The 14666-nt window shown below is 63.6% G+C and carries 14 protein-coding genes; 6 read left to right on the forward strand and 8 right to left on the reverse strand.

Going from position 1 to position 14666, the window contains the following annotated elements; all coding sequences use genetic code 11:
- Window positions 1-255 precede the first annotated feature (255 nt).
- The 3 genes from ACJ8PI_RS12815 to ACJ8PI_RS12825 are packed head-to-tail and all read left to right on the forward strand — an operon-like array spanning window position 256 to window position 3212.
- A complete protein-coding gene (locus ACJ8PI_RS12815; protein WP_033635359.1) occupies window positions 256-1236 on the forward strand; it encodes a Bug family tripartite tricarboxylate transporter substrate binding protein in 981 nt (326 codons plus the stop codon).
- Between the two features lie 15 nt (window positions 1237-1251).
- Complete coding sequence (locus tag ACJ8PI_RS12820) at window positions 1252-1683, forward strand: tripartite tricarboxylate transporter TctB family protein (protein ID WP_033635360.1); 432 nt, start codon at window positions 1252-1254, stop codon at window positions 1681-1683.
- Window positions 1684-1694: 11 nt separating this feature from the next.
- The gene (locus tag ACJ8PI_RS12825) at window positions 1695-3212 is read left to right on the forward strand and encodes a tripartite tricarboxylate transporter permease (RefSeq protein ID WP_049213542.1); all 1518 of its coding nucleotides are present in this window, start codon (window positions 1695-1697) and stop codon (window positions 3210-3212) included.
- A 34-nt stretch (window positions 3213-3246) separates the two neighbouring features.
- Here the strand turns inward: ACJ8PI_RS12825 and ACJ8PI_RS12830 are convergent, their stop codons facing one another.
- Together ACJ8PI_RS12830 and ACJ8PI_RS12835 are read right to left on the reverse strand one after the other, a co-directional pair.
- The gene (locus ACJ8PI_RS12830; RefSeq protein ID WP_060445752.1) at window positions 3247-3876 is read right to left on the reverse strand and encodes a CatB-related O-acetyltransferase; all 630 of its coding nucleotides are present in this window, start codon (window positions 3874-3876) and stop codon (window positions 3247-3249) included.
- Window positions 3877-4032: 156 nt separating this feature from the next.
- Window positions 4033-5028, reverse strand: coding sequence for a DMT family transporter (locus tag ACJ8PI_RS12835; RefSeq protein WP_060430706.1), 996 nt, complete (start codon window positions 5026-5028; stop codon window positions 4033-4035).
- Between the two features lie 172 nt (window positions 5029-5200).
- Here ACJ8PI_RS12835 and pdxR (ACJ8PI_RS12840) point away from each other — a divergent pair, with 172 nt between their 5' ends.
- On the forward strand, window positions 5201-6667 hold the full coding sequence (gene pdxR, locus ACJ8PI_RS12840; protein ID WP_033653744.1) for a MocR-like pyridoxine biosynthesis transcription factor PdxR: 1467 nt from the start codon (window positions 5201-5203) through the stop codon (window positions 6665-6667).
- Here pdxR (ACJ8PI_RS12840) and ACJ8PI_RS12845 read toward each other — a convergent pair.
- Genes ACJ8PI_RS12845 through ACJ8PI_RS12860 form a run of 4 tightly spaced genes read right to left on the reverse strand, consistent with a single transcriptional unit; the run spans window position 6664 to window position 10318 of the window.
- Complete coding sequence (locus ACJ8PI_RS12845; RefSeq protein WP_033648071.1) at window positions 6664-7164, reverse strand: protein disulfide oxidoreductase; 501 nt, start codon at window positions 7162-7164, stop codon at window positions 6664-6666. The genes pdxR (ACJ8PI_RS12840) and ACJ8PI_RS12845 overlap by 4 nt on opposite strands.
- On the reverse strand, window positions 7157-7873 hold the full coding sequence (locus ACJ8PI_RS12850) for a DsbA family protein (protein WP_033648072.1): 717 nt from the start codon (window positions 7871-7873) through the stop codon (window positions 7157-7159). Before ACJ8PI_RS12850 ends, ACJ8PI_RS12845 begins: the two co-directional genes overlap by 8 nt.
- The gene (locus ACJ8PI_RS12855; RefSeq protein ID WP_164050016.1) at window positions 7870-9906 is read right to left on the reverse strand and encodes a protein-disulfide reductase DsbD family protein; all 2037 of its coding nucleotides are present in this window, start codon (window positions 9904-9906) and stop codon (window positions 7870-7872) included. The genes ACJ8PI_RS12850 and ACJ8PI_RS12855 overlap by 4 nt, the downstream gene beginning before the upstream one ends.
- 49 nt (window positions 9907-9955) lie before the next feature.
- The gene (locus ACJ8PI_RS12860; RefSeq protein ID WP_164134493.1) at window positions 9956-10318 is read right to left on the reverse strand and encodes a copper resistance protein; all 363 of its coding nucleotides are present in this window, start codon (window positions 10316-10318) and stop codon (window positions 9956-9958) included.
- Between the two features lie 205 nt (window positions 10319-10523).
- Between ACJ8PI_RS12860 and flk the strand changes: the two genes are divergently transcribed.
- Window positions 10524-11552 carry a flagella biosynthesis regulator Flk gene (flk, locus tag ACJ8PI_RS12865; protein WP_039564954.1) on the forward strand — a complete coding sequence of 343 codons (1029 nt, stop codon included), beginning with the start codon at window positions 10524-10526 and terminating at the stop codon, window positions 11550-11552.
- Between the two features lie 4 nt (window positions 11553-11556).
- On the opposite strand, the gene ACJ8PI_RS12870 is transcribed toward flk, so the two are convergent.
- Window positions 11557-12012, reverse strand: coding sequence for a rhodanese-like domain-containing protein (locus tag ACJ8PI_RS12870; RefSeq protein ID WP_060424362.1), 456 nt, complete (start codon window positions 12010-12012; stop codon window positions 11557-11559).
- A 93-nt stretch (window positions 12013-12105) separates the two neighbouring features.
- On the opposite strand from ACJ8PI_RS12870, the gene pdxR (ACJ8PI_RS12875) reads away from it, so the two are divergent.
- The gene (pdxR, locus tag ACJ8PI_RS12875) at window positions 12106-13539 is read left to right on the forward strand and encodes a MocR-like pyridoxine biosynthesis transcription factor PdxR (RefSeq protein WP_164134492.1); all 1434 of its coding nucleotides are present in this window, start codon (window positions 12106-12108) and stop codon (window positions 13537-13539) included.
- Window positions 13540-13566: 27 nt separating this feature from the next.
- Here pdxR (ACJ8PI_RS12875) and ACJ8PI_RS12880 read toward each other — a convergent pair whose 3' ends face one another.
- Complete coding sequence (locus ACJ8PI_RS12880; protein ID WP_033648077.1) at window positions 13567-14463, reverse strand: endonuclease/exonuclease/phosphatase family protein; 897 nt, start codon at window positions 14461-14463, stop codon at window positions 13567-13569.
- Between the last annotated feature and the right edge of the window lie 203 nt (window positions 14464-14666).

The raw sequence follows: 14666 nt of genomic DNA on the forward strand, positions 1-14666 counted from the left end.
TCACCGATCGTGATTTTATCGCGAAAGCAGAACGGCAAACCTGATATTACGCAGGATTTTGCCCGGTTTTGCGCCCTGTTCTTGCCTGCTTTTCTATGGTAGCGCATCCGTTATTCGCCGGCGACAAGAGACCCTAATCACAGACTGGAAACTTTTCCGGCCACTGAAAGGTAAATGAAAGGTTGTTGTTTTAACAATCCTGCAACCGCACCCGGCGGGATTTCACAATCAGAACAATACCGAGGGCAAGTCACAATGAAAAAAATAATGACCCGTACCTTTACCGCCGCCGCCCTGCTGCTGGCAGCCAATCAGGCCTTTGCCGTGGAAGCGCCCAAACGCACCGAATGCATCGCGCCGGCCAAGCCCGGCGGCGGCTTCGATCTGACCTGCAAGCTGATTCAGGTGTCGCTGCAGGACACCAAGGCCATCGATAAACCGATGCGCGTCACCTATATGCCCGGCGGCGTCGGCGCGGTGGCCTACAACGCCATCGTCGCGCAGCGCCCGGCGGAGTTCGGCACCGTGGTGGCCTTCTCCGGCGGTTCGCTGCTCAATCTGGCCCAGGGCAAGTTCGGCCGCTACAACGTGGACGACGTGAAATGGCTGGCGGCGGTCGGTACCGACTACGGCATGATCGCGGTGCGCGCCGACTCGCCTTACAAAACCCTGAAAGACCTGATGGACGCCTTCCAAAAAGATCCCAACAGCGTGGTATTCGGCGCCGGCGCCTCCATCGGCAGCCAGGACTGGATGAAAACCGCGCTGCTGGCGCGCGAAGTCGGCGTGGATCCGCGCAAGATGCGCTACGTGGCGTTCGAAGGCGGCGGCGAGCCGGTCACCGCGCTGCTCGGCAACCATATCCAGGCGGTCTCCGGTGATCTGAGCGAGATGGTGCCTTACCTGCAGGGCGACAAGATCCGCGTCCTGGCGGTGTATGCCGAGCAACGTTTGCCGGGCCAACTGGCCGACATTCCGACCGCCAAAGAACAGGGATACAGCCTGGTGTGGCCGATTATTCGCGGCTTCTACGTCGGGCCGAAAGTCAGCGATGAAGAGTATCAGTGGTGGATCGACACCTTCCAGAAAATGATGGCGACCGACGAATTCAAGCAGCAGCGCGATCTGCGCGGCCTGTTCGAATTCAACATGACCGGCAAAGAGCTGGACGCCTACGTGAAGAATCAGGTTGCCCAATACCGTGAGCAGGCGAAAGTGTTCGGCCTGGCCAAATAACCGCAGGGGAAAACCATGAGCGATCGTATTTTTGCCGGCTTTTGGCTGCTGCTGTGTATCGGCGGGCTGTTCATCGGCTGGGGCATCCAAAGCGAATACAGCTATGAACCGCTGGGGCCGCGCCCGTTCCCGCTGGCGATCCTCAGCCTGATGGCGCTGTGCTCGGCCCTGCTGTTGCTGCGCCGCCCGCAGGCGGTGGAGTGGCCGCACAACAAGGTGCTGCAGCGGCTACTGGTGCTGGTGATCACCCTGGTGCTGTATGCCTGGGGCTTTGAATGGCTGGGCTTCCCGCTGGCGACCGCGCTGCTGACGTTCAGCATCGGCCTGCTGTTTCAGGCCAGCCTGCCGGCGGCGGCGATCTCCGGCGTCGTCATGGGCGCAGTGCTGTATTACGCCTTTGACCGCCTTCTTGATGTCACACTGCCGCTCGGCGCCTGGCTGAGCTAACGGGAGCGATGATGGATACCTGGATGTATTTGACCCAAGGGTTCGAAGTGGCGCTGGTGCCGCAGAACCTGATTATCGCCCTGATCGGCTGCTTCGTCGGCACCATCGTCGGCCTGCTGCCGGGCCTCGGGCCGATCAACGGCGTGGCGATCCTGCTGCCGCTGGCGTTTGCCCTCAAGCTGCCGGCCGAATCGGCGCTGATCCTGCTGGCGACGGTGTATATCGGCTGCGAATACGGCGGGCGCATCTCGTCGATTCTGCTCAACGTGCCGGGCGACGCGGCGGCGATCATGACCGCGCTGGACGGCTACCCGATGGCGCAGCAGGGGCGCGCCGGCGTGGCGCTGTCCATCTCGGCGGTCAGCTCGTTCGTTGGCTCGATGATCGCCATCGGCGGCATCATCCTGTTCGCGCCGCTGCTGGCCCGCTGGTCGCTGGCCTTCGGCCCTGCGGAGTATTTCGCCCTGATGGTGTTCGCCATCGCCTGCCTCGGCAGCATGATGAGCCAGAACCCGCTGAAATCGCTGCTGGCGGCGCTGATCGGCCTGGGGCTGGCGACGGTGGGCGTCGACGCCAATACCGGCGTTTACCGCTTTACCTTCGACAGCGTGCACCTCTCTGACGGCGTGCAGTTTATCGTGGTGGTGATCGGCCTGTTCTCGGTCAGCGAAATCCTGCTGATGCTGGAAAGCACCAGCGCCGGACAAAAGCTGGTGCGTAAAACCGGCCGGTTGCTGTTCAACCGCAAAGAGGCGGTGCAGTGCGCAGGCCCTACCCTGCGCTCGTCGGTGATCGGCTTCTTCGTCGGCATTCTGCCGGGCGCCGGCGCCACTATCGCCAGCGCGCTGACCTACATGACCGAGAAGAAAATCAGCGGCAACAGCGACACCTTCGGCAAGGGCGACATCCGCGGCGTAGCGGCGCCGGAAGCGGCCAACAACGCCTCTGCCTGCGGTTCGTTCATTCCGATGCTGACGCTGGGGGTGCCGGGTTCCGGCACCACGGCGGTGATGATGGGCGCGCTGACGCTGTACAACATCACCCCCGGCCCGGCGATGTTCACCGAACAGCCGGATATCGTCTGGGGGCTGATCGCCGCGCTGCTGATCGCCAACGTCATCCTGCTGATCATGAACCTGCCGCTGGTCGGCCTGTTCACCCGCATGCTGACCATCCCGCTGTGGTTCCTGGTGCCGGCGATCGCCGCGGTTTCGGCGGTGGGGGTTTATGCGGTGCACAGCACCACCTTCGACCTGCTGCTGATGGTCGGGTTGGGCGTGTTCGGCTACATCCTGCGGAAAATGCACTTCCCGATGTCGCCGCTGATTCTGGGCTTCGTGCTGGGTGAGATGCTGGAGCAGAATCTGCGTCGCGCGCTGTCGATCAGCAACGGCGAGTTCGGCATCCTGTGGAGCAGCAGCATCGCGCAAACGCTGCTGGTGCTGGCGGTCGCGGTACTGGCGCTGCCGCCGCTGCTGCGCCTGATGCGCAAACGCCGCCAATCGGCGATCGAGGCCAAGGCCGAGTAACGTGAAACGGGCGGGGAATCCCCGCCCGTTGCGTTTAACGGCGCAAGGCCGCAATTCCCCTTTCCAACGCATCGATATCGTCATCGGCGAGCAGGGGCTGAATCACCGTAAAGTCCGCCTCCGACAAGTCATAGAGGCGCAAGGCAAGCAACCGCGCGATGACTTCCGGCGCGAACCGCCAACGGATAAACCTCGCCGGATTACCGCCGACGATGGCATAAGGCTCAACATCGCCGGCCACCACGCTGCCGGCGGCGACGATCGCCCCCTCACCTATCGAGATTCCCGGCATCAGCATCGCCCGCATGCCGATCCAGCAACCGTCGCCCAGCCGGGTATCGCCTTTGGGGCGGTACGCCTGCTTGATGGTTGCCATAAACGGATACAGGCTCAGCCAGTCGATGCGATGGGTATGGTTGCCGCCCATCAGGATCACCGCTTCGGCCGCGATGCACACGTAATCGCCGATCAGCAGGCGGTCTATGTCGCCCAGCGGCTGCCATTGCCGGCTGACCGCGTCGCCGTGCAGATAGCGCACTACCGAGCGTTCGAAGCCGTTATCCCAACAGTCGCTGTAGTAGCTGTGGGTGCCTTTGACGATAATGTTCGGGTTGGTCACCGTCTGATGCAGCAGCTCGGTGTTGGACCAGTGTTTTTCGGACATGGCGTATTCTCTGGTTACGGGAATAAAAGCCACGGAACGGAATGTCTGTGGCCGTGTTGTCGTTCATTCAACACGGCCATTCAAGCGATAAGCGCTCGTTTCAATCTCGGGTTATTCATCATTACGGCCTCTCTTGCGAGGCGTAAGGGTAGCCGATCACGCCTCGGCGGTCTTGCTTTTCAACAGCAGCACCCCGCCCATCACCAGCGCGCTGCCCAGCAGCTGCAGCTGATTCATGCTTTCCCCCAGCAGGAAATAGGCGATCACCGCGGTGAACACCAGCTCCAGCGACAGGATCAGGTTGGCCACCGCCAGCGGCAGTGTTTTCAGGCTGATATTGTACAGCCCGAAGCCCAGCAGCGTCGGCCCGGCGGCCAGCGCCAGCAGCAACAGCCAGCCGCTCCACTGGATGCCCTGTGCACCGTGCGACAGGAACCACAGGGAGCCGGCCATGCCGTGGAACGCCGCCAGCGGGAACGCCGTCAGCGCCGCGTTGAACACCAGCTGGTACAGCGCCGAAAAACCAAACACGTACAGGATGGTGTTCCACACCGGATAGCCGCGTTCGCTGGCCACCCGCCCGCCGAGGGTATACAGGGTATAGCCGATGCCCGACAGCATCCCCACCAGCATCCCCAGCAGATCGAAGTGGCTGTTCCCCATACTGTCGCCGTTGCTGACCAGGAAGCAGCCGCCCAGGCTGATGGCGATCACCAGCAATTGGCGCAGCGTCAGGCGTTCGCTGTACATCACCCAGCCGAGGAACACGGTAAAACCCACCGAACAGTAGGTCAGAATGGTCGCCACCGATGCGCCGTTCAGCGCCACCGACAGCGTCCACAGGCTGTTGAACAGCGCCAGCAGCAGCCCGTAAAGCGCGTAGAATGCCACCTGTTTACGGCGCAGGCGCGCCCACTGCGGTTTCACCAGCAACAGCAGCGGCAACAGCACCAGCGCCACCAGCGCCGCGCGCCAGAACGCCAGCACGAAGGTCGGCAGGTGATAGTACTCGGTCAGCGCGCGGATGATGATGGCGGTAAAGGCCAGCAGCATGGCGCTGATAATGGCGATGACGTAACCCTGGCTGCTGCCCTGAAAGAGGCGCGCGCCGGGCAGCGCCGGCCGGGCGGAAACGCCTGACGGTAATGACATGAGATCCTCGGAAAAATGGCGACATAAATGCTCAGGCGCACAGTGTAACGCGGCCATTTTTTCTCACTATAGCCACTTTACGGCGTTGTCATGCAGGCCACTTTTCTGCGCTTGAAGCCCTGTTGACATGGGGTATAGTAAAAACCTCTCTCCATAACCGGGCCAATTTCCCATGCACATCCCTTTGGATCGTGAGCAGGACGTTCCGCTCTATTTACAGATCGAAGAAGCGCTGCGGCGCGCCATCCTCACCGGCGTATTCGTCGATGGCGACAAACTGCCCTCGACGCGCACGCTGGCGGCCGAACTGGCGGTCAGCCGTTTGACGGTGGATAACGCCTACGCCGAACTGGCGGCCAAGGGCTTTTTGCATCAGCGGCGCGGCAGCGGCGCCTATGTCACGCACCCGCAGGCGCAAACGCGCCCGGCCCGGCCGAGCAGCGATGCCCCTTTCCCGCTGGAGAGCTTCACCACCCTCACCTCGCGGCTGGACGGCTACGCCGACGCCCCGCTGCCGGAGGGGCTGATCAACTTCGCCGCCGGCGTCGGCAGCCCTAAGGTGTTTCCGCTGGAGGCGTTTCGCAAAGTGCTGCTGTCGGTGCTCAGCCGCCACGCGGAAGAGGCCTTCAGCTACGGCGAATACTGCGGCTACTACCCGCTGCGCGATACGCTGAGCCGCATTCTCAGCGCACAGGGCATCCCCACGCAGGCGGAACAGGTGCTGATCACCAACGGCTCGCAGCACGCCATCAGCCTGGTGGTGCAAAGCCTGCTGGCGCCGGGCGATACGGCGATCGTCGAAGAGCCGACCTACGCCGAAGCGCTGGGCCTGCTGCGCCAGCACCGCGTCAATATCGTCACCGTACCGGGCGACCGACACGGCATGCGGGTGGATTTGCTGCCGGAATTGTTAGAACGCCACCGCCCCAAACTGATCTACACCATCCCCAATTTCCACAACCCGACCGGCCGCTGCCTGAGCGAGGCGCGTCGGCGACGCCTGCTGGCGATCGCTCAACAGGCCGGCGTGGTGATCCTGGAAGACGACTTCGTCGGCGATCTGCGCTATCAGGGCAAACAGCTGCCGTCGCTGCGCGCGCTGGCGCAGCCGGGCGCGGTGATCTACGTCAGCACCTTCTCCAAAATGCTGCTGCCCAGCATGCGCATCGGCTATCTGGTGGCGGACAGCGAACACTATCAGCGTTTCGCAAGGCTGAAGCACGTCGACAGCTTCACCAGTTCCAGCCTGATCCAGCGGGCGCTGGACGCTTTCGTCACCGTCGGCCGTTACGACAAGCAGCTGCGGCGCGCCGGGCGCGTCTACCGCCGCCATCTGGAGGTGATGATTGACGCCTTGCAGCGGCGGCTGCCGCCGGGGTGCCGCTTTGAAACGCCGCAGGGAGGCTTGTTTATCTGGCTGACGCTGCCGGCGTCGGTGACCACCGCCGAGCTGATGCCGGTCGCCTGGCGATACGGCGTGACCTTCGCGCGCGGCGAATGCTTTTATGCGCAGGAACATTTGGGCGCGCACGGCCTGCGGCTGAATTTCGCCGCCAACTCGCCGCCGCAGATTGAAGAAGGTATCGCCCGGCTATGCCGGGCGATTGAGGAGGTGATAACGGAGAAAAACGCCGGTTAGACGGCGGCCCACCACAGCCGCAGCTTCATCCCCCAGTAGCTGGTCCAGCCGGTGGTGGTCTGCACCACCTTGCCCTGCGAGACCACCACGAAGGTCGGCGTCACGCCAATCTGCCACTGCGCCGAGAGCGTACCGGCCGGATCGTTGACCACCGGCAGCGCCAGCCGTTTGCGCGCCAGCCATTGTTTCACCTGGGCATCGTCGCCCGAGCGCAGCGCGACGGTCAGCACGTTGCCGCCCGCCGCCTGCAAACGGGCGACGTCCGGCGTGGTGAAACGGCAGACGCCGCACCAGCTGGCCCAGAAGTAAACCAGCAGCGGCCGCTCATGGCTGAGCTGCGCCAACGACACACTCTCGCCATCCAGCGTGGTCAGGGTCTGGGCATCGAAGGCCGGCGGCGCCTGCGGCGCGTTCAGCCAATCCATCACCGTCACCACCGCCAGCGCGATCAGCGCCAACAGCAGCAGCTCGCGCCCCCAGCGCTTGAGCTTAGCCATTGTTGGCCTTCGCCAACTGCTGTTTCACCATCGCTTCCAGCTCTTCATAGGATACTGCCCCCGGCAGCATCCGATCGCCGATCAGCGTCGCCGGCGTCCCCTGCACGCCCAGTTGCTCCGCCAATTCCATGTTGGTGCGCAGCGTGGTCATGCTCTGCTCGCTGGGCGCCACCGCCTTGACGCCGGTTTTCTCTTGCGCGGCGGCGATGCTGGCGTTGTCGTGGAAGCCCTTTTTCGCCATCAGCCGCTGGTGCAGAGCCCAGAATTGATCCGGATGTTGCTGCCAGGTGGTGAGCGCCACGCGCGCCGAACTGACCGAGCTTTCGCCCTTGAACGGCAGCAGTTTCACCACCAGCGCCACGTCCGGGTATTGCTTGACGATCTTCTCCAGCATCGGATCGAAACGCTTGCAGTACGGGCAGTTATAGTCGGTAAAGGTCACCAGCGTCAGTTTGGGGTTGGCGGCGCCGAGGCGCGGGCTGGCCGGATCCTGATACAGCGTTTTGGCGTTCTGCTTGATAGCTTGGCTGATTTGCTGGCCGGCGGTTTGCTGCTGCCAGGCGTCCACCGCCTGCGCCAGAATGTCCGGGTTAGACACCAACGTTTCGCGGATCATCTCTTTGATACGCGCCTCTTGTGCCGGAGTGAAAGGCTCGGCGGCCCACACCGGGGCGGCGATGATCATCAGTAAAATCAGTAGCTTTTTCATTGTTCGGTTCCTTTGGCATGGGAAAGGGTTTGCAGCACGGCGTCACGGGTCAACAGCGGGGATAACACCTCGCCCTCCGGGCTGCCGGGGCCATAGATTTGGTTGAAAGGCACGGCGACGCTGCCGCGCTTTTGCAGGAAGGCGCTGATGTCGGCCGACGGGCGGCTCCAGTCGCCGCGCAGCGCGACCACGTCGTCGGCGCTCAGCGCGCGCTGCACGTCATCGCGCAACAGCACATTGAATTTGTTGGCTTTACAGGTCACACACCAGTCGGCGGTCACGTCGACGAACACCCGCTTATGCTGGGCCAGCGCTTCGGTAATCGCCTGTTCGCTCAGCGGTTGCCACTGCACCCGATCCTGCAACGGCTGGCGCCACAGGCCGGCGGTCAGCGATCCGGCCAGCAAGGCCACGCCCGCCAGCACCAACGTGCCCGCCGCCAGCTTGGCCGCCAACCGTGCGCCCTGTTGACGCCACACCGCCAGCAGCAACGCCAGCAGCGCCAACGCCCCCAGCCACAGCGTGGCCTGCACGCCGATATGGTTGCTCAACAGGCTCAGCAGCCACAGCGACGACGCCAGCATCAGCAGCCCCATCGCCAGCTTGACGGTATTCATCCAGCGGCCGGGGCGCGGCAAGCGCAGCGCCAGCGACGGCCAGGCGGCGATCAGCAGCCACGGCAGGCTCATGCCGATGCCGAGCGCGATGAACATGCCCCACAGCACCGGCAGCGACGCCGCCAGCGCGAAGGCCACCGCCGTGCCGAGAAACGGCGCCGAGCACGGCGTCGCCAACAGCGTGGCGAACGCGCCCTGCCAGAAATGGCCGCTCAGCCCCTGCCCGTTATGGGTGGCCAGCGACGTGTTTAGATCGGACGAGAGGCGCAGGTGGAACAGGCCAAACAGGTTGGCGCTGAACAGCAGCGTCACCAGCACCATAAAACCGATAAACCACGGATTCTGGAACTGAATGCCCCAGCCGAGCGCATGGTTGCCGAGCCGCAGCAGCGTCATCAACAGGGCCAGCGCCATAAACGAGGCGACGATACCCAGCGACGACGCCAGGAACTGCAAACGCACGCTGCGCCGATCGCGATGCTCCACCTGCAGGATGGAGCCGAGCTTGATGCCCAGCACCGGCAGCACGCACGGCATCAGGTTGAGGATCAACCCGCCCGCCAGCGCCATCAATACCGCCTGCCACAGCGGGAACGCCGCACCGACGGGCGCGGCCAACGGATCGCCAATCGGCAGCGTAATCTGCTGCGCCATGCCGCCGTCGTCGATCACCAGCGTCAGCGTTTTGCCGCGCAGATCCGGCGCCGCATCGCCCCAACCGTCGCTGACCGGCACCCGCGCCAACAGCTGAGCGCCGTCGGTCTCGACTTGAGGTTTACCGAGATCGGCATCCGCCAGCGTATCGAAGAACAGCGCGGGCTGCTGCCAGCCGGCGGCGCGTTCGGCGGCAATCTGCAACTCGCCGTTGCGGTAACCGGCCTTGACGCTCTCCGCCACCCCGGCGGCGATCGGCACCTGCCCCATCGCCTGCGCGAAGTCGTGGTTAAACTGCGGATCGTTCGGCGTCGTCAGATCCAGACTGAACGGGTAGTCGGTCAGAATGCAGACGTTGCTGCAGGTGGACAGCGTCAGGGTGCCCGCCAGCGGGCCGGATACCGGGCCTGACATCACGATCGGCAGCGTGACCCGATCGTGATAGCCCTGGGTGGAAATGCCGGCCACTTCGAAACGCTGCGGCGTCGGCCAGTGCCAGGTCGCCGGCGGCGGGTTGCCCTGCCAGACGATAGCCGGCGCGATGCCGCCTTCGCCAGGGGAACGCCAGTAGGTTTTCCAGCCCTTTTGCAGCTCGACCGACAGCAGCAGGCGGGTCTCCCCCGGCTGTGACGTGTCGGCGCGCAGCCGCACCTTGGCATGATCGTTGGCCGGATTTTGCAGCCAGCCGCTGTCCGCCGCCTGCAAGGCAGGTAGCCACAGCATAAACAGGCAAGCGCAGGCCAGCCTGATAATTTTCAACATGTTAATTCTCCATAAATGATTAAATCACCGCGAAAAACGGGCGATTAACTCATTCACGGAAGACGCATAATCGAAGGTGCACCCTGAGGGTGGGGGGTGAAATGGCGCGGGGAGGAGGAATGCGCAGGCGCACGGCGATGGTCGGCGCCAACAGCGCCAGCAGCAGACCCAGCCCGAACAGCACGGTTTCGAACATCACCGGCGGCGCGGCCAGCAATGACTTGGCGCTCAGCTCACAGGGCGTCGGCTGCGCTTCGGCGGCGGTATCACCGGACTGAACGGCAGTGGCCGCCGGGATCCCCAGCGTTTGCTGCAGCGCATGCAGGCCCGCCATGCGCTGGGTCATGCACGTCAGCACCACCAGGCAAGCCAGGCATAAAAACCATTTTGCAATCCGCTGCCGTTTAACCATGCCATCCTCACGTTCGGGTCTGGGGCTATCTTAGCGGCGCGGGCGCGATTAGCAACGTTTTGTCGGTAAAGAAATGTCTGAGCGGCGGTATTGATGGCGGCGATTTACAGGTATCATAGTGGGTAAGCCTGCGCTTTTCGCCGGGTACGATGATGATTCTCTCCTCCAGGCATTCTGCGGGGATACACAGCGAAGGACTGGTGATATGCAACCTTTGAGTGGGCCGGGCACCCCAATCGCCGGCGAACGCCCTCCCTCCCCGGGCAAAACGGCGGCCACTGACGATCAACCCCTCTCTCCGGCGCAGCGCACGACGCTGGAAAAGCTGATCGTGAAAATCATGACGCTCAGCCCGGCAAAGCCGGCGGAGATCTGGGCAACTCTGCGCCACGATCTCGGCGCCGACAACGGCGGTGAACTGCTGGCGCGCCATTTTCAACCGGCGGAACAGCTGCTGCAAACGCGCCTGACGCAGGCGCAGCAAAACCACGCCGGACGCCAGCTGTTGCAACAGCTGGCCGAATTGCTGCCGCAGGGCAACAACCGCCAGGCGGTCAGCGACTTTATTCGCCAGCAGTTCGGCCACACGGTACTGAGCCAGCTGAGCCCACCACAGCTGCAGCAGGTGCTGAATCTGTTGCAGACCGGCGGCCTGGCCATTCCCCAGCCGCAGCAAACCGCCACCAGCGATCGCCCGCTGCTGCCCGCAGAGCATCAAAGCCTGCAGCAGCAGGTCACCAAACTTAGCGCGGCCACCGGTGAAGCGCCGGCTAAAATCTGGCAAACGCTGTTTGATCTGGCGGGCGTGAAAACCAACGATCCGCTGCCGGCGCGCCACTTCCAGCTGCTGAACCAATTCTTGCAGGTGAAGGTGGCCCTCAGCCCGCAGAGCGCGCCGACGCTGAACAATCTGCTGGCGGCACTCAAGCAGCCGGCGGACGAGCAAGAGCTGCAGCAGATGAACGACTATTGCCAGACGCGCTTCAACTGCGGCGCCAATGCGCCTCTGACGCATCCGCAAATGAGCGACGCCATTCATCAGCTGTTTGCCCGCCGCCTGGAGAAGGCCGGCCAGGCGCAGCCGATCGTCAGCCAGCCCGTCGAGCCGCAGCCGCTGCTCAACCCGCTGATCGCCGCCCTGCCGCTGCCGCTGCAAAAAGCGCTCAGCAAGCCTGCCGCGGCGCTGATCCTGCTGCTGGTGGCGCTGGCGATCGTACTGGCGCTGGTGTTTTAACACCTCAGGCGCAGCCGCAGTCCTCAGCAGCCGCCCGATCGCGCAGCGATCCCGGCTGTTCGCCGATGGCCAACGGATGGCCGTCGCGCAGCCAGAAATCCAGCCCGCCGATCAGCTCCTTCACCCTGAATCCCTGCTTCGCCAGTTTGTAGGCGCCTTTGGTGGAACCGTTGCAGCCGATGCCGTCGCAGTAGGTCACATACACCTTTTGGCGATCCAGTTGCGCCGTGCCGGCTTCATCCATCAGGCGATGCGGCAAGCTGATCGCCCCGGGGATATGCCCGGCGGCGTACAGCGCCTCTGCGCGGGTGTCGATCACCACTATCCCGTCCACGCCGTTGCGCAGATCTTCCGCCACGTCCCAGGCATCCGCATAGCGGCTCAGCTTGGCCGCCAGGTAAGCCAGGCTCTCTTCCGGCGCCGCCGGTGGAAAAGCCAGCACCAATGATTCTTTCGACATACCACTCACTCCCGTGCATCAAGGCAGATGACAATAGTGCCTCATTTTGGTCTTATGATTGATACCCATTCTCCATAAATCATAAGGCCAATTATGCGGCACTCGCTGGTCACGCTGTTTCAGCAATCGCCCCACACCGCCGGCACGCTGCGCGATCGCCTGTGCGGCGCACTGCGGCAGGCCATCCATCAAGGGGCATTGAACGTTGGGCAACGCCTGCCTTCCAGCCGGGTGCTGGCCAGCGATCTGAGCCTCTCGCGAGTGACCGTCGAAGCGGCCTACGGTCAGTTGGAGGCGGAGGGATATCTGCAGCGCCGCGTCGGCCAGGGCACCTTTGTGGCGATTACCATCGCCAAATCGCCGCCGCCGGCAGCCGGCTCCGGCATGCCGCGCCTTTCGCAGCGCGGCCAACAGATCGTGCAAACCGGCGGCTGCCGCGATCCGCAGCAGCCACAGGCGTTCGCCGCCGGTTCACCGGACCTGCGCGCGTTTCCGCTGGCCTTGTGGAAGCAGCTGACCGCACAGCGCCTGCGGCTACAGGGAGAAAGCCTGCTGCGCTACGGCGACCCGCAGGGCTATTTACCGCTGCGTGAGGCGATTGCCGCCCACGTCAACCAAACGCGCGGCGTGGTCTGCGATGCACGGCAGATTATCGTGCTGACCAGTTCGCAGCAGGCGCTGCAGCTGATCGCCACGTTGCTGCTGGACAGCGGCGACAGCGTCTGGATGGAAGAGCCGGGTTACGCCGGGGCAAGAAACGCCTTTATCAGCGCCGGCGCCGCCCTGACGCCGGTCGCGGTGGACGGCGACGGCCTGCGTGCTGAATCCTCCTTGCCGGACCCACATTTGATTTATCTGACCCCCTCACACCAATACCCGACCGGCGCCGCGCTCAGCCTGGCGCGCCGATTGGCGTTGCTGGCGCTGGCAGAGCGGCAACAGGCCTGGATCATCGAGGACGATTACGACAGCGAGTTTCATTACGACGGTCTGCCGATACCGGCGATGCAGGGCCTGGATCGCCGTGGCCGAGTGCTGTACCTCGGCACCTTCTCCAAGTCGCTGTTCCCTTCACTGCGGTTGGCGTATCTGATCGCCCCGCCCGCGCTGGTTGAAGCGTTCGTCACCGCGCGTACGGTGTATGACGGCCACAGCGCGCAGCTGATGCAGGCAGTCACCGCCGAATTCATCCACCAAGGGCACTTCGCCGCGCATATCCGCTACATGCGCCAGCTCTACCGCAGCCGGCGCGATGTGTTGCTGGCGGAAGTACGCGAAAAACTCGGCCACTTCGCCACGCCCGCTCCCGCCACCGGCGGCCTGCAGCTCAGCGTCTGGCTGCCGCCCGGCCAGGAGGCGGCGCTCAGCCGACAGGCGCGGCGGCTCGGCATCCTCACGCCCGGGCTGAAGGCGCAATACCAGACGGCGCAGGCGCAGCGCGACGGCTGGCTGCTGGGCTTTTCGGCCCTGACGCCGGGCGAGATCCGCAGCGCCGTCGAGCGGCTGGCACGGATCGCCGTGGCTTAGCGCGGCCCCAATGGAATGCCCCCCCGTTTATTGCTCGGTCAGGCGCATCTCCGCCACCAGCGGCAGGTGGTCGCTCACCGCCGGCCAATGCACGCCGTTCCAGTCGCCGCTGGCGTTCGGCACCGTCAGGCTGTCCAGATGCCAGCGCTGCGCGTTACCGGTGAAGATGTAATCCACCTTGATCTCGGCGTTTTCCGCCGGCCAACTGCGGCCATCCTGGCCGTTAGGCATGATGTCGTTCCAATAGCGGCTCAGCTCCAGCCAGGTCACGCTGCCCGGCACATCGTTCATATCGCCGAACAGCAGCTTGATGCCGCGCACTTCGATGGCGCGATCGTTCAGCTCCCGCACCTGATCCAGGCGCATCGTCGGATCTTCCTTGGTATCGAGGTGGGCGTTGAACAGCGTGATCGGCGCCGGGAACTCCGGCACGTCGACCTTGGCGCTGAAGGCGATGCGCTGTTCGCGCTGGCCGGACGGCAGCGGATAGATCACGGCATCGTGCAGCGGATACTTCGAGAGAAACGCCAGGCCATATTCGCCGCCGTCATGATCGATCGCCCGGCCGAACACCGCCTGCATGCCGGTCAGCTTCGCCAGCTCCGCCGCCTGATCGACCCGGCCGCTGCGGGCGGTGAGTTTATCCACCTCTTGCAGCGCCACCACGTCGACGTTCATCGCGCGAATTGCCTTGGCGATGGCGGTCATGTCGCTGACCTTGCCGGCGGCGATATTGAAGCTGGCGACGCGGATCTTCGGCGCCTGCTCCAGTTCATAGGTTTTATTTTTCAGGCCACCCAACGCGCTGGCCACTTCGCGGCTGTTGGCGTTGCTGTTGGCATGGCCGGCATCGGCAGAGGCCCAGGCGCTGTGAGAGATGCCCAGGGACAGTAAGGTGATAAGCAGAGCGTGACCGGTGTGCATGAATTCTCCTTGAGGGACAGATAAGTGTTATGTAGGCGCTTCCCGGCCCACAGCTAACACCGATTTTGCCGCAGAAACCTGCGACTATTTCCTAGTTGCACCGCTATTTTTCGTTTCTGCGCGATGCTTCGCATTCTAGCGGTTTACGCATTGCACCGTTGGACAAACGGCTGATTTCGTTTTAAAACCGGTAGATTGCCAAC

The sequence above is a fragment of the Serratia sp. CY82433 genome (assembly GCF_052166535.1).
In the GTDB taxonomy this organism is placed as follows: domain Bacteria; phylum Pseudomonadota; class Gammaproteobacteria; order Enterobacterales; family Enterobacteriaceae; genus Serratia; species Serratia sarumanii.

Bases quoted from the DNA above. Each gene is read 5' to 3' on its own strand.
- ACJ8PI_RS12880 (WP_033648077.1), bottom strand. From the start codon at position 14,463: ATGCACACCGGTCACGCTCTGCTTATCACCTTACTGTCCCTGGGCATC.
- pdxR (WP_164134492.1), top strand. From the start codon at position 12,106: ATGCGGCACTCGCTGGTCACGCTGTTTCAGCAATCGCCCCACACCGCC.
- ACJ8PI_RS12860 (WP_164134493.1), bottom strand. From the start codon at position 10,318: ATGGTTAAACGGCAGCGGATTGCAAAATGGTTTTTATGCCTGGCTTGC.
- ACJ8PI_RS12855 (WP_164050016.1), bottom strand. From the start codon at position 9,906: ATGTTGAAAATTATCAGGCTGGCCTGCGCTTGCCTGTTTATGCTGTGG.
- ACJ8PI_RS12845 (WP_033648071.1), bottom strand. From the start codon at position 7,164: ATGGCTAAGCTCAAGCGCTGGGGGCGCGAGCTGCTGCTGTTGGCGCTG.
- ACJ8PI_RS12815 (WP_033635359.1), top strand. From the start codon at position 256: ATGAAAAAAATAATGACCCGTACCTTTACCGCCGCCGCCCTGCTGCTG.
- ACJ8PI_RS12820 (WP_033635360.1), top strand. From the start codon at position 1,252: ATGAGCGATCGTATTTTTGCCGGCTTTTGGCTGCTGCTGTGTATCGGC.
- pdxR (WP_033653744.1), top strand. From the start codon at position 5,201: ATGCACATCCCTTTGGATCGTGAGCAGGACGTTCCGCTCTATTTACAG.
- ACJ8PI_RS12830 (WP_060445752.1), bottom strand. From the start codon at position 3,876: ATGTCCGAAAAACACTGGTCCAACACCGAGCTGCTGCATCAGACGGTG.
- flk (WP_039564954.1), top strand. From the start codon at position 10,524: ATGCAACCTTTGAGTGGGCCGGGCACCCCAATCGCCGGCGAACGCCCT.
- ACJ8PI_RS12870 (WP_060424362.1), bottom strand. From the start codon at position 12,012: ATGTCGAAAGAATCATTGGTGCTGGCTTTTCCACCGGCGGCGCCGGAA.
- ACJ8PI_RS12850 (WP_033648072.1), bottom strand. From the start codon at position 7,873: ATGAAAAAGCTACTGATTTTACTGATGATCATCGCCGCCCCGGTGTGG.
- ACJ8PI_RS12835 (WP_060430706.1), bottom strand. From the start codon at position 5,028: ATGTCATTACCGTCAGGCGTTTCCGCCCGGCCGGCGCTGCCCGGCGCG.
- ACJ8PI_RS12825 (WP_049213542.1), top strand. From the start codon at position 1,695: ATGGATACCTGGATGTATTTGACCCAAGGGTTCGAAGTGGCGCTGGTG.